The 13,194-nt window shown below is 45.5% G+C and carries 11 protein-coding genes and 2 pseudogenes; 3 read left to right on the forward strand and 10 right to left on the reverse strand.

Annotation, left to right across the window (positions count from 1 at the left end; translation table 11 throughout):
• Nucleotides 1–25: 25 nt before the first annotated feature.
• The 3 genes and pseudogenes from L4C36_RS19660 to L4C36_RS19670 form a co-directional block, all read left to right on the forward strand.
• Nucleotides 26–331 (forward strand): annotated as a pseudogene (locus tag L4C36_RS19660) (hypothetical protein); the annotation flags it as partial.
• A gap of 219 nt (nucleotides 332–550) precedes the next feature.
• Complete coding sequence (locus tag L4C36_RS19665; RefSeq protein ID WP_428479499.1) at nucleotides 551–1,849, forward strand: glycoside hydrolase family 18 protein; 1,299 nt, start codon at nucleotides 551–553, stop codon at nucleotides 1,847–1,849.
• Between the two features lie 383 nt (nucleotides 1,850–2,232).
• Nucleotides 2,233–3,633: a sugar porter family MFS transporter gene (locus L4C36_RS19670; RefSeq protein WP_428479500.1), complete on the forward strand. Its 1,401-nt coding sequence runs from the start codon at nucleotides 2,233–2,235 to the stop codon at nucleotides 3,631–3,633.
• 247 nt (nucleotides 3,634–3,880) lie between these two features.
• Here the strand turns inward: L4C36_RS19670 and L4C36_RS19675 are convergent, their stop codons facing one another.
• The 10 genes and pseudogenes from L4C36_RS19675 to tnpA form a co-directional block, all read right to left on the reverse strand.
• The gene (locus tag L4C36_RS19675; RefSeq protein ID WP_428479501.1) at nucleotides 3,881–4,444 is read right to left on the reverse strand and encodes a hypothetical protein; all 564 of its coding nucleotides are present in this window, start codon (nucleotides 4,442–4,444) and stop codon (nucleotides 3,881–3,883) included.
• Nucleotides 4,445–4,913: 469 nt separating this feature from the next.
• Complete coding sequence (locus L4C36_RS19680) at nucleotides 4,914–5,903, reverse strand: alpha-amylase family glycosyl hydrolase (RefSeq protein WP_428479502.1); 990 nt, start codon at nucleotides 5,901–5,903, stop codon at nucleotides 4,914–4,916.
• A 113-nt stretch (nucleotides 5,904–6,016) separates the two neighbouring features.
• Entirely contained in the window at nucleotides 6,017–6,499 is a 483-nt protein-coding gene (locus L4C36_RS19685) for a hypothetical protein (protein ID WP_428479503.1), read from the reverse strand.
• Between the two features lie 110 nt (nucleotides 6,500–6,609).
• Nucleotides 6,610–7,254: a hypothetical protein gene (locus tag L4C36_RS19690; RefSeq protein ID WP_428479504.1), complete on the reverse strand. Its 645-nt coding sequence runs from the start codon at nucleotides 7,252–7,254 to the stop codon at nucleotides 6,610–6,612.
• 106 nt (nucleotides 7,255–7,360) lie between these two features.
• Nucleotides 7,361–7,753, reverse strand: a complete 393-nt coding sequence (locus tag L4C36_RS19695; RefSeq protein ID WP_428479505.1) for an SMI1/KNR4 family protein — start codon at nucleotides 7,751–7,753, stop codon at nucleotides 7,361–7,363.
• 284 nt (nucleotides 7,754–8,037) lie between these two features.
• Nucleotides 8,038–8,586 carry a leucine-rich repeat domain-containing protein gene (locus L4C36_RS19700; RefSeq protein ID WP_428479506.1) on the reverse strand — a complete coding sequence of 183 codons (549 nt, stop codon included), beginning with the start codon at nucleotides 8,584–8,586 and terminating at the stop codon, nucleotides 8,038–8,040.
• 1,058 nt (nucleotides 8,587–9,644) lie between these two features.
• Nucleotides 9,645–11,144 carry an IS66 family transposase gene (tnpC, locus tag L4C36_RS19705; RefSeq protein ID WP_428479507.1) on the reverse strand — a complete coding sequence of 500 codons (1,500 nt, stop codon included), beginning with the start codon at nucleotides 11,142–11,144 and terminating at the stop codon, nucleotides 9,645–9,647.
• Nucleotides 11,145–11,230: 86 nt separating this feature from the next.
• Nucleotides 11,231–11,548: an IS66 family insertion sequence element accessory protein TnpB gene (gene tnpB, locus L4C36_RS19710; RefSeq protein WP_428479508.1), complete on the reverse strand. Its 318-nt coding sequence runs from the start codon at nucleotides 11,546–11,548 to the stop codon at nucleotides 11,231–11,233.
• 15 nt (nucleotides 11,549–11,563) lie between these two features.
• Nucleotides 11,564–12,757, reverse strand: a pseudogene (locus L4C36_RS19715) (ISL3 family transposase).
• Between the two features lie 112 nt (nucleotides 12,758–12,869).
• Nucleotides 12,870–13,160, reverse strand: coding sequence for an IS66 family insertion sequence element accessory protein TnpA (gene tnpA, locus L4C36_RS19720; protein WP_428479509.1), 291 nt, complete (start codon nucleotides 13,158–13,160; stop codon nucleotides 12,870–12,872).
• Nucleotides 13,161–13,194 lie beyond the last annotated feature (34 nt).

Consider the following 13,194-nt stretch of genomic DNA (forward strand, 5'->3'; position numbering starts at 1 on the left):
GTAAAGCACGCATCGCAAAAAAAAACGGTTTAAAGAAAAGGCGCTGCAACGCCTCTCAACCGCAGCGGTCATGCAACAACAAGCCCGCTTTTCATCAGACATGCAGCAAGTAAAATTGGCGCTCGTATTGGGCGAACTCCATCGCCGGTTCGGCCACGACAACGAAGCCGTGCACTCTTTTAGTTTGGCCGCCAATTTGGTTAACGATCCTTCCGCCGATCCCGATTTACGTGTTGGTGCGCGACAGTCAGTCGCCTATCACTGCCACGATATGGAGAGGTATCAACAAGCATTGGGTTTAAACTTAGCGGCAAAAGGTACTTCGCGGTAATAGGGGGGCATCCCATCGCGCTATCTTCGACCTTGTTCCAAACAATGAACTGCATCGCACAATAGCCGACAAGCATTGTTTATAGATTGCTCAGCAATACCCACAAATTCTATATTGATTTATTGCGCATTGATGCAGCAATACTTCGGTCGCGGCATGTCTTCATCCCTTTGAGTACATAACGCAACCTGTTCATGATTCATTGTATGTAGGATTGCTATGAACGTTCTCACACCATCTTGGGTTTCACTGGCACTGTTGTGTGCCGCCACATCGGCTTCCACTGTAGCTAATGACACTTTCGTTCCACCCAAAACACAGCACAATTTATTCTCCGGTGAATTTCAGCCTTATCAGCAAAGCAGTGGCAAAGTGGTGGCGACCTACATAGGTAACTGGGTTGACCCATCGGTGGTCGCGACGATCAACGGCGATAACCTGACCCACCTCATTTATGCGTTCGTGGAAGTCTGTGGCGAGAAGCAACGGGATGTGTTGAATGACGTGTGTAAGGACATTGCCGATAATCGATTAGCCGTTAACGATAGCACGGTCGATACCACTTTTATCGCGCAGTTTGAGCAACTGAAAAAACGTTATCCGCACCTGAAGATTTTGCTTTCGATCGGCGGCGGTGGCCGTTCTGCCACCTTCACTCACGTGGTCGCCAGTGAAGCCCATCGACAAACGTTCGTGGATTCCACATTGGATTACCTGGCGAAATATCCGGTGTTTGATGGTATCGACATTGATTGGGAATACCCCTTAACCGCAGAAGAAGGTAACGGGTTTGCGTTGTTAATGGCCGATCTCAACGTCGGATTAGAAACACTGGAGCAACGTACCCACCGCCAGTACATCAACTCGGCAGCGGTCAACACCATCGATTACCTCACCCAATTTGTGAATTACCGTGAGGTCGCCCCGCATACCGATCTTCTCTTTCTGATGACCTACGATTTATTTGGCAGCTGGTTTCCAGACAACATCGGTCATCATACCAACCTGCAGTCCCACTCAAGCAATGTGAAAAAGGGGCATGATCATAGCGTGAACCGTGCCGTCGAAAAGTTTATCGCCATGGGTGTACCGACTGAAAAACTCGTGATTGGGGTAGCCAAATATGCCCGAGGCTGGCAAGGCGTTGTCCCGCATGACAAAGGGGGGCCATTTGGCACCGCAGCGACAGAATTGTTTCCTCTCGCGACACAACCGGGGGATGAATCAGGCGTGATCACCTATGCCACGCTGTACGACACCCTATTGGGCAAAGACGGTAAAGGACGCGATGGGTTTGAAATTCGTTATAACGCAGACTGCGCCTGCCATTATGCATGGAGACAAAAAGACGGCGCTTTCGTGACGTTTGACCACCCTTACGATGTGTACCAAAAAGGCCGTTATGCCATAAAGCACAATCTGGCGGGTGTGTTTTCGTGGGCCTACCAGCAGGATAACGGTGATTTGTTGAATGCCATGAATGAAGGGATCGGTAATTTATCAGCAGATAACAAATAACCGTCTCGTGCTTATCCTGTCGCTAAAAGCGGTCGCGTGAAATCCCCGGCCGCTCTGATCGCGTCATAGTATGCCAGCAGTCAACCCAAAACATTTTATTCTCCATCACACATACAAAAAACATGGCGCAATCTCTCATTATTTTTTTGTTTCTCTCTTTGTGCGCCATGTTTTTTTTAAAATACTCAATGATGTTTTTTATTTATTCGGTTATCAATTTTCCAAACGTGCCTAATATCCCATAAAACATCGCGTATATTTTAATACCGTTGATGGTATTCACAATAGCAAAATAACGTAAGCTGCTTGTCACTTTAAATAATTTATACGCCACCTGAAACTATTTAAATTACTGTCACTGACAATTAAGAGGCAATCAAGCGATGAAAAAAACGATAAATGTGCTTCATCTTACGGTGGTAGTGGCTTTAGGTGGACTGCTCTTTGGGTATGACACGGCGGTTATATCAGGAGCAACTGGCGCCTTAACTCACTTTTTCCAACTCTCTGCTGCTGAGCTGGGTTTTGCTGCATCTTCTGCATTGATTGGTTGTTTCATTGGTGCCATTCTTGCAGGTCAATTAAGTAATTCAAAAGGACGCCGTGGTGCATTACTCATCGCAGCGGTCTTGTTCTTTATCTCTGCGGTCGGCACCGCGATACCCGATAATTACTGGGTCTTTATCTTCTTCCGTATTGTCGGAGGCATTGGTGTCGGTATCGCCTCTATGGTCTCGCCAATGTACATCGCAGAAGTCGCGCCACCCAGCAAACGTGGCGCGCTCGTATCTTGTAACCAATTTGCGATCATCTTCGGTATGCTGGTTGTTTACTTTGTTAACTACGGCATTGCACTGATCGGCACGGAAGGATGGCTGAATACAACGGGTTGGCGATACATGTTTGCCTCTGAATGTATCCCTGCTCTCCTTTTCTTCGGTCTACTTTTCACTGTACCGGAAACACCACGTTGGTTAGCGATGAAAGGGCGTAATGAAGAAGCGCGCAACCTATTGTCAGCCATCAACAAAGGGGCGGCGATTGAAGACCAATGGCGAGATATTCAAGAATCACTCACTGAAACAAAAGGCAAAATTAGCATTGCTGCGTTAGGAATGATGGGCGTGCTGGTTATCGGCATCATGCTCTCTGTGCTGCAGCAAGTCACAGGGATCAACGTCGTGCTTTACTACGCGCCAGAGATCTTCAAGAGCTTTAGTGATTCATCAACCGATGTGGCACTGCTCCAAACCATTCTTGTGGGTGCAGTAAACTTAACGTTTACCGTTGTCGCTATCTTTACCGTCGATAAATTCGGTCGCCGTCCGTTAATGATGATCGGTGCGGGGGCGATGGGTGTGTCGATGATCGCAATCGGCACCGCCGCTTACACAAATGCCATCGGGGGCTACTTACTGTTCTTCATGTTGCTATACATCGCAGCCTTTGCGTTGTCTCTCGGCCCTGTGGTGTGGGTACTTCTCTCTGAGATTTTCCCTAACAGCATTCGCTCTAAAGCGCTGTCGATTGCCGTATTTGCCCAATGGTTCGCAAACTTTTTAGTCTCACAAACCTTCCCGATGATGAATGACACGAACGGGTATTTATTCCAAACATACAACGGTGCCTTCCCATTCTGGCTGTACGGCATCTTCGGTATCTTTACCGTTTACTTTGTCTGGAAGTTCGTACCAGAAACGAAAGGGATGAGCTTGGAGCAACTCGAACAAATGTGGGTTGACCGCAACGCAGAATCTGAAAAGCTAAAAACACAAACACTTTAATTATCAGCAGCGCCCGCTAAAATGAACAAAAGGAACGTTCTCAATGAGGCGTTCCTTTTTTCTTGCTTCAACCATCTATGATTGACCGTATCTCATTGAGATATTATTGATAACCCATTTAAGCGCCCACACTTTATTATCATCATTTATGAGACATTTATGATCATTTATGATGACACCCATGATAAAAACCCAATACGTGACCTTTTCTTGCGCGCCCATATACGCCTTAATTGATGTGATGAGGTTATGGTTTCGTGCGCCACCATTGCAGTAAGTGCAATAACCCCATTGCGCCATGGGCGTAGAAGTAAGCTTCAATCAGGCCAACACTGGTTTTATGTATCTCAAGTAGCTGAGGGCTTGTACCCGCGTTACTTGCACCGAGATACCATAACGTGCCCGTGACTAAAGCAAGTAATAGTGCCAGTAAACCCAACCCTTCAACGGTCGCAGCCAAGCCTGCGGGGTGAGATTCAGGAAGGCGCAGTGTGCGGAGAACATTGATGTCTTTTTTGATTTGGCTGAAATGGCCAAAAAGCCACGGATACATATCGGCGATAGTACGACGCTTGATCACGTGGTATACAAACACCAACGTGATTGGCAGTAAGCAAAGTCCACTGTACACGTGGAACTTGGCCATCAGGTTGATATTTCCCCAAAGTGTGTCGGCATGAACATGCATGAAATTAGAGGAAATGATCTGCAAAAGAACCCAGACGAGACTCAAACCATGCAGCACTTTTTCTGATGTTGGCAGTTCAGCGAATAGCGCGCCCACCCCTTTTTTTACACGTGATAATGGCATTATGTGTTCTTCTATGCAGACTGATATTTCAATGAACAGAGACAGGTATGTCTACCTTTGTTCAGCAAGTCTACGCCGTTTATTCTCCCGTGCTAGGTGTTTGGCTTCAACATAATTACTCATTTTTGGATATTTTCGTTACGCAATCGTACTCTTTGCTGAAAGACAAGATTGAGCCAACGACGCGTACCGCGTACTGTGACACCCACGCGTACTGTGACACCCACGCGTACTGCAACGTTTGCACATATCCCGCCGTACTCATCCCCCTTACTGTGACATCCATGATAAAACCCGGTTAACAGCACCCTTATTCAACCACCATTTTTCTCACACTTTCCCCAATCCATTGGCTGTATTCATCAGTATTTTCGATCTCAGTGCTGTGGTATGGCGATTTCCGTCAATTTCTTGCACGACAGAGCCTAGCCAGGTGGCTAGTCGACAATGAAACCCTTAAAGTTATTTATCAAGCCGCACTTAGCAGCCGTCGACTGGCGCTTACCCCTTGAGTTCGTTGCTGGCCAATATGGTGATGGTACTCACGCAACATGTGTTCTTTACCGATTGCACCAGAGAAGTTTTGCTCTAAACGGCAGGCTAATTCCAACCAATTTTCTTCACTCAAGCCAAGACGGGAAATTACATTCAATGCGTTTTTTGATATGTAGCCGTGTTTTCCATTACGAATGGCATGCCCTGTTTCATCGACAAGTAATAAATAATCGGTAAACACAAAAGGTAAGCCTTTGGGCATATTGGCTCGGGAATTTCCCACAAAAGGGAGTAAGGTTTTCGGTTGGTAGCTTGATTTGGCGGCATTAGCGCGCTTTTTAATACTGGTATGGGCTGAGGATTCTGGCGTTGTCGCGATACCCGCCCGAACAGGGTTAAGGTCAACGTAAGCCATACAGGCAAGGAGTGCCGCTTCATCTAACAAGGCTTGAGATTTAAAGCGCCCTTCCCAAAAACGTCCGGTGCAGCCGTCTTCTTTATTGGCTTGACGTGCAATAGGTTCATTCAACAAACGCATAAACCAACTGATGTCATGTAGCCGTTTTCGCCAGTCTTCTACGATACGCTCAACCGCCTGTAACTGTGCACGATCCATTTGGCTGCGCAGGTTTTCATCCAGCCAAGTATTGGAAAGAAAGTTTCCCTTACACACCCGATGCCAGCGCGTGATCACCTCTTCCTGTGACCACATTTGGGCTTGTTCAGCATCCACATGCAGTACCACATGAGTATGATTACTCATCACCGCGTAAGCACAGATATCAATCGCAAATACGTTGGCAAGAAACAGCAGCCGTTGCTCCACCCATGCTCGTCGGTGTTCGAAACACTGCCCCGTTAGCGGATCTTTACCGCATAGAAAGGTTCTTCTCACACAACGCGATACACAGTGGTAATACGGTGTGTCGGTCAAGCTGACTTGTGTTTTTCTTGCCCTTGGCATGTTTGCAGGCTCCCTAATTCATCCATGATAAAGAAAGCCTAGAACGCAGGGCAAAAAAGTACAAAAGTGTGGGTGTCTTGTTTGTTTTGGGCTATCAGGAGGGGGCGCGTTGATTATTTAGGCTGAAGCTTAAGCACTTGCTCAATTTCCGCCTCCAAATACCTACAATCAGCGGGTTGTGTACCCGGCTCTAACCAGTCGCAGGCGTTGTACAAATTACCCAGCCATTCTGGAAAATCGTATAACTGTTCAATCGGACAAATCATTTTGCAGACATCGTAAGGCCTGCATTTTCCAGCTAGGTATTGTTTCAGGCGATGGTGGAAGAGCTTCTTAGCGTAACCTTCTGCTTTGCTTCCTTTTAAACTGAATTCTGGCCATTGTCTAGATATGAAGCTAGAGAGGTAAGATCCGGCTTTTTCAACGTCACTAATATCCTTCGTGTTTATCGATAACAACGCAATGAGATCAATGTCATCAATAGAATATTCACTGGTTAGAAGGTAGTTGACTGCCCACTCGATGAGGTCACGATCATCGAGGTATTCGATTTCAAAAGCAATGTAAGCGGATACTGGACTCTCAATCTTCATCATGCACAAACACCCCAATCTTTAGCCCATATGCGCTTATTTAGTATGAATCTGCGAATGCAGTGAGCAAACACAAAATAAGTAAAGTATTAGCGGTCTGATGCATTGGATCATTAAGTATTTTTTCGATGGTAATCAATATACTCATCTAATCTTTCTAGTTCAATGTAGCCTTCCGATTCAGGATCTTTCGGGAGAGGTACTGTTTCTAGGTAGTCAATGTTCTCAATTACCTTCTTCTCGCCAATGCCGCTATCTAGCACAATATACATAGCATTCTTGGCGTGCTTGTGAATCCCCTCATCATAGTTAGGTATGCCAACTCTTAACCCCAAAGCCTGAGGGTTATTCTTACTCGATAAAGGCAAAAACCAGAGTTTAGCAGGATCATAGTCAACGCCTTCATACGTTGTTATGAAGGTGAAGCCATGAGCAGGCTTGAAAGCAATAAACGCCCAGCCAGCAACGTCAGGTGCTGCTGATACTAAATTCATAACACTGTCGACTTGATCCGGATCTCCTTCAGCAGTGATGACAAGTTCGTTAGGCTCGAGATTGGTCGAAAACTCATAGTACAACGAACTATTGTACGCATGAAGATGGGTTAATATTTCATCCAATATCGCTTCATCATCCCCCTCTTTATAAGATTCGATCTTACTGGTATTGGCTTCAAACCATTGCCAGAACGCTTCTTCTGAACTCATTGCTAAACCTGAAAAAAATAACGCAAATAATATGATAAGTTTTCGATGCATGTTTCACCATTATGTGGTATTGCGTTTAATGTCCAATTAAGCAGTGAGATATTTATGTGCGATACTCCCGTGCTCTTTGCTACATAGGACTCGCCTGAGAATTTTGTTACAAGCGCGTTAATTCATTGAAGTCATTAGCCACTTTATCAAGCTCACCTGTTTCAGATGACCAAATATAAACTGAGCCCGTGTAATAATTGCTTTGTTTAATTAGGACAAGTTGATCACCACTCCCATTGCCTGCAATGGCAAGTGCGTTGTTAGGAAAATTTCCGAAGCCTTCGCAAGACTTAGTTTCAGCTATAATGTGATTACAAGTCCGAGAAATACGCTTCCTATCAGACGAATCAAAAATAGGATATTGCTCCCATACATCATCAGCGACTTCAACGGCTCCACCATTGCTTTTTTGCATTGATGCTCTGTAACTACGTGGAAGCGTTGCTTCCAGCGCAACTTCAGCCTGAAGGACATATTCTTCATCTAGGTTGAATGCCACTTTTAACTCCTTTAGTGCTTATTTGACTCTGTCCATCGGTGACTTTTGTATCATCACCCAAACTAAAATATTAAAATTTCGATCCACGCCGCTATCAAGCTCTTCAGCTACTGACTAAACGGTTCTGTGTATTCCAAAGCTCCATTCAACCGTTTTCAACTTGAAGGCTAGTGAATATTACGCTGTCTTTTTTCCCGTTTGTAGGCTGGCATGATGATCGCCTAAGATCTTCAATGTGTGCTCACTAAAACGGAGCAAGCCTAGGGTCAGGCTGAAAGCACTTGTTAACACTCAAACCTCAACGTTAACTCACATCTTTTTGCCTCACTGAACTTAGTTCCTGTTAATCCCAGAAACGTCAACTGATCCAACCGATCAAGTTCATCTGGGATAGAATCAATTGGGTTATAATGTAAGTTCAATGACTTTAATCTTTTGATGTTACCAATATCTCTAGGTAAAGAGTGAATATTGTTGTTACCAAGATCGAGATCTTCTAGTTGTTGAAGTAGCCCGATTTCAGGAGGTATTTCCGTGATATCAGTACCTCTGAAAACTAGCTTCCTTAGAGAAGCGAGATGACTTATCGTTGGCGGTATAACAGCAATCGGAGAATTCAAAACAACAAGTTCTTTCAAATTGGTTAGCTCAGTTACCTCGACGGGCAACTGATTCAGTTCTTGCCAACCAATATGCAGCACCGTGAGCTTTCTTAACTTCGCGATATTCCTCAGTTCGGCGTCAATACCAGACTTCAGAAGATATAGCTTTTTGGCTCTATGCGGTACTTCAAGAGCTGCAGCTAATGATGAAAACTTTCGACTCCAAAACATATCCCCCCCCCTTGAGTGCTGCCGCCACCATGAGCGGATGAAAATCGTGTAACGCAGCGAAACATGCGCTCTTCGATAATAAGTACTCTCAAGAATTTTCATATAGACATTTAACGAATGACATAGACTTCCCCTCATCCAGACTCTGCCACACTTGATGAGTCAGGCTAAATAAAATCTCGGAGGCCACCCTATCACTTTCAATCTATGGCATTGATCTTGCCAACATAGTTTCAGTATCCATGGCAAAGATGCGACAGGCAAGCTATTGATACACAAAACCCTTTTCTTTATATAAATTCAGGGAAAGCTCTAAAGTTCTTGCAACGTTCGCTAATATCCCGCCAGCCCTCATTGGTATTGAAGCCTGTGGCGCTTCCTCTTATTGGGAGGTGATCTGACCCAAAAGTATAGCGGCCAGCCTGAACCAATCGTCTTACGACAACCTTCTTTAGCTAATCTGCTTGAGCCAACGCTATTTTGACTGTTAAATGACGTTTTGCTTGTGTAATACTCGTAGACGAAAACAATTATGATTCATATCTCCCAAGTCGCGCCGTTAATAGACCGACAACTCAAGCTTTTGCAGCCCAAAGAGGCTGTTCAGTTTAAAACCTACAAAAAAGATCGCGGTTTTCTCATCTACTGTGTAACCCCAGGTTACTTTCAAATTGTTGAAACGGGCTTTTCCAATACGTCATCCACTGGGGATATGGCGACCACTAAAAAACAGGCACACAGAGCCTTAAAACGCGAATTTCCAAGAAGTAATAAGGTATGGGTTACATACCACCAAAACGTAGACTCACCTTTCAATATTAGCGACTCAAATTCACACCAAGGCTCATTGTTTTGATTTCAAGGTAGAACCGTTACCGTCGCCACCGTTACCCTCAGTGACAAAAACGAGAGCTGGGTGGTGGGGTGAAGGGCTCTCATCATATTGGTGAGAGCGGAAGAATATATATAACGAAAAGTCGGTTAACTTAGCGACTCACCGCATGGCGAGAGCGTAAATCAACCATTGCAACGTAAGCGCGCAGTTAAGCAGTGAGGCCTTATTCGGCCTCACCTAACTCAACATTCCATGGCAGTAAATTGGTGAGATCAGTGCCCGATGCCCTCTGCGGTAACTCACGGAACAGGTGTAAGAAGTAATAATATGGGTTGATGTCATTGGCTCGGCACGTCATTACAATACTGTATAAGTTTGCACTCGCCTCTGCACCTGCGACTGATTTTGAGAACAACCAGTTTTTCCGACCCGTTGTGAACGGCCTTATATCTCGTTCGGTCACATTATTATCAATGCTGATTTTGCCGTCTTCGAGGTAGGTAATTAGTTTATTCCATTGATTCAACGTGTAGTTGATGGCTTTACCTATTAAACTTTTTGGCAGTGCTTTCTCTTGGCTATCTTTCAGCCATACGTGGAACTCATCCAGTATCGGGATAGCTTTTTCTAACCGGTATTGATGACGCWCCTCCGCACTCAACGTTTTGCAATGACTTTCGACTACATAAAGTCTGCCGATGTAACTGAGGGCTTTGTCTGCTCGTCCTGATTTCCCTGTTGGCTGAGCTTTTTGTGCATCGGTGAATTTGCGGCGGGCATGTGCCATGCAGCCTGCGAGGGTAACAAGTTCTAGGCCCTCATAACCGACATATCCATCACACAACAAGTAACCTGCGTAATCACCAAGAAAGGCTYTCGGACAATATTGAGCGCGGCTCGGTTGATATTCATAGATGACAACAGGGTGTGGGRCGAATTCGCCACTGCGATACACCCACATGTACGATTTGCTTGTCGCGGCTCGGTCAGGTTCACTCAACACCTGCACCGTGGTCTCGTCAGCGCAGATAAGGGATTCTTGGAGAAGYTGCTGCTTCATCGCTTCAACCAGCACGTTAACTTTAGCGCCAAGTTGAACACACCAGTTTGCTAACGTACCGCGGCTAATATCGATATCGGCACGCTTTAGGATCTCAACCTGGCGATAGAGTGGTAGTGCATCGACATATTTAGCGGTAGCCACGGCGGCAAGGGTTTCAGGGCTGGCGATACTCTTTGGGATCATACTRGCCGGTTTAGGCGCGGTAATGATCTGACTTTTTAGCTCCGTTTTCTCACAGGTTCGACAGGCATATTTGGTTCGCTGATGGCGGATCACGCTGACTTTCTGAGGGATGATTTTCAGCTCTTCCGACGTTTCACTGCCACACTCATGCATGGCATCACCACAACAATCACAGTACGGTGCATTCAATGTATGTACCCGAGTTTCACGATCTAGCGTCTTAGGCAGTGGCTTTCTGCCTTTCTTATGATGTTTTGGCTCGGGCTTATTTTGCTGCTCAGCTTCGTTGAAGGTGCCTTTGGGATGTTTTTCACTTTGCGCCGCGAAGCGTTTAGATTTACTCAGGTTGAGCTGCTCTGTGAGCAGTTGCACCGCACTTTTAAGTTCAATGACTTCTTCCGACAGTGTTTGTTTCTCTTGCTGAAGTTGGCGCAACATTGCTTTCAGTTGCTCTACATCATCAGGAAGTACGGTCATTGTTACAGCTCTTCATTCATCATTTTTACCTAGTTTGACAGCGAAAAAGGATCGTTCAAGCTCAATATACGGATCAGCATCCTAGCTCACACTTCTCGCCCGTATAGAGGTTGATGAGCTTGCGGGTTTTCAAGCGTTAGCCCTGATAACAACCAGTTGAGCTGCTGGGTAGAGATGTGGATATGGCCTGCTGCCGTGGGCTTTGGCCACTTAAAGCGGCCTTTTTCCAGTCGGCGATAATAGAGCCAAAAACCATTGGTATCCCAGAATAGGATTTTTATTTTATCTCGGCCTCGATTGCAAAAAATGAACCATGCGTTACTCAGCGGATCCATTTCTAGTACGTCTGCCACAATGAGAGACAAGCCATCAATCGACTTGCGCATGTCGGTTATTCCCGACACGAGATAAATATAGGTTCATCGCGGCTTTCCGGGGAAAGCCGCTTTGATCTTTAAGAAGAAGTAATCGGTATCTCGGTAACCATAGCCCATCCGTTTTATTAATTTTATCTTGTTATTGATCCCTTCAAGCGTACAGGTGTTCAACGGATAGCGTGCTGAAGCGGTAATCCCATGAAGGTAAGGACTGAGCTTTCGGGCAAACTCTTGTAGGGGTTTAATTCCACTTTCATTGACTTGAGCCCACCACACCTTCCATAAGCTCTTTGCCTGATGCTCTGACTCACAACGCCAGAGTTCCTTCAACTGTGCGCCCAATACATAGGTCGTCATCAAGTCCTTATTTATCTCCAATATTTCATTGAGATAGCTGTTCTGCTGTGTATTTAAATTATCTCTATTTTTCAATAATACCCAGCGTGACCGCTTTACCCATTGCCTCGCTTTCTTATCATGTTTTAGCTTATTGGCTTGGTCGACTCTGACTCTATCCATCACTTCTCGACCGAACTTTGCTACAACGTGGAACAAGTCATAAACAATACGTGCATTTGGGCAATGCGCTTGAACCTCAAGATCAAAAGCCGTATTCATATCCATGGCTACCGCTTCGATATTCTTGCCATGTTCGCCTAACAACTCGAAGAATGGTCGTATATCCTTGCGGCTGCGACCTAGACCAATCCAGATAACCTGATGACTTTTCGCATCTGCAATGACAGTGGCGTAGCGGTGCCCCTTAAAAATGGCGAACTCATCCATGACGAGTTGCCTCAATTCACCCCATTTAACTTGAGGTACCACTTATTGAAGCCGGCGCTTATCTATCTCTTTGATGGTGTGCCAATGCACTCCTGTCATCTCGGCGATATGCTTGATCGGCAAAAGAGGCAGCAGTTGTTCGATATAACTTCGCATGCGATTGGTGATACGAGCATAAGGCTCCAGCCAAGATAATCGCTCCGTTCTAATACCGCAGTGACTGCATTTAATCCGCCGAGTTTGAACAAAGAGTTCAACTGGCGCTCCAAGCAGCGTTGCTTCCTTCACGTTACGCCATTGGTACTCATGCACGGATTGAGCATTAAGTCCGCAAGGGCACTTTGCGATAGAGTGAGGTTCAAGCGTGAGCGTAATAAGTGATGCAGTCTGATGAGACTTTACTATCTGAAAGCCTTCCCAGAATGAAGATAGGAAAGTATGATTCGGCATGAAAACGGTAGTTTGTGTTGGTTTTGTTTGGCGATAAAACTCTATCACTTACTACCGTTTTTGTTTTGAGTTCCCGCTTATCCGCGATGAACCTAAATATAGCCACTGGGGATCATTGCAGGGCCTCAAGCCAATGGCGAATTTGCTCGTGCGAAAAATCACAGGGAAGGCACACCCGCAATCCGCTAGGCAGAAACACTTCAACGCATGAAGCCTCTGCCTTTTCATCGAGCAAGATAGGTAATACACATTGAATCTCGTCATTAGTGCGTAGCTTTTTCAGCCAATAGTAAAACGTCGCCAGTTTGATATTACGCTGCTGACAAAAATCGGCTTTGGTGAGGTCGCTTTGGGTTTGCTCATCGATAATAGACTGCCAATGTTGTCGTTTGGTAGATGTCATGGTGTTTCTCCTTAAATAACGAAGAAACAGGATC

It is taken from the genome of Photobacterium japonica (genome assembly GCF_050337005.1).
GTDB classification, from domain to species: Bacteria; Pseudomonadota; Gammaproteobacteria; order Enterobacterales; family Vibrionaceae; genus Photobacterium; species Photobacterium japonica.

What these genes read in the sequence shown, in the direction of transcription:
- L4C36_RS19665 (WP_428479499.1), top strand. Translation starts at nt 551, where the DNA reads ATGAACGTTCTCACACCATCTTGGGTTTCACTGGCACTGTTGTGTGCC.
- L4C36_RS19670 (WP_428479500.1), top strand. Translation starts at nt 2,233, where the DNA reads ATGAAAAAAACGATAAATGTGCTTCATCTTACGGTGGTAGTGGCTTTA.
- L4C36_RS19675 (WP_428479501.1), bottom strand. Translation starts at nt 4,444, where the DNA reads ATGCCATTATCACGTGTAAAAAAAGGGGTGGGCGCGCTATTCGCTGAA.
- L4C36_RS19680 (WP_428479502.1), bottom strand. Translation starts at nt 5,903, where the DNA reads ATGCCAAGGGCAAGAAAAACACAAGTCAGCTTGACCGACACACCGTAT.
- L4C36_RS19685 (WP_428479503.1), bottom strand. Translation starts at nt 6,499, where the DNA reads ATGATGAAGATTGAGAGTCCAGTATCCGCTTACATTGCTTTTGAAATC.
- L4C36_RS19690 (WP_428479504.1), bottom strand. Translation starts at nt 7,254, where the DNA reads ATGCATCGAAAACTTATCATATTATTTGCGTTATTTTTTTCAGGTTTA.
- L4C36_RS19700 (WP_428479506.1), bottom strand. Translation starts at nt 8,586, where the DNA reads ATGTTTTGGAGTCGAAAGTTTTCATCATTAGCTGCAGCTCTTGAAGTA.
- tnpA (WP_428479509.1), bottom strand. Translation starts at nt 13,160, where the DNA reads ATGACATCTACCAAACGACAACATTGGCAGTCTATTATCGATGAGCAA.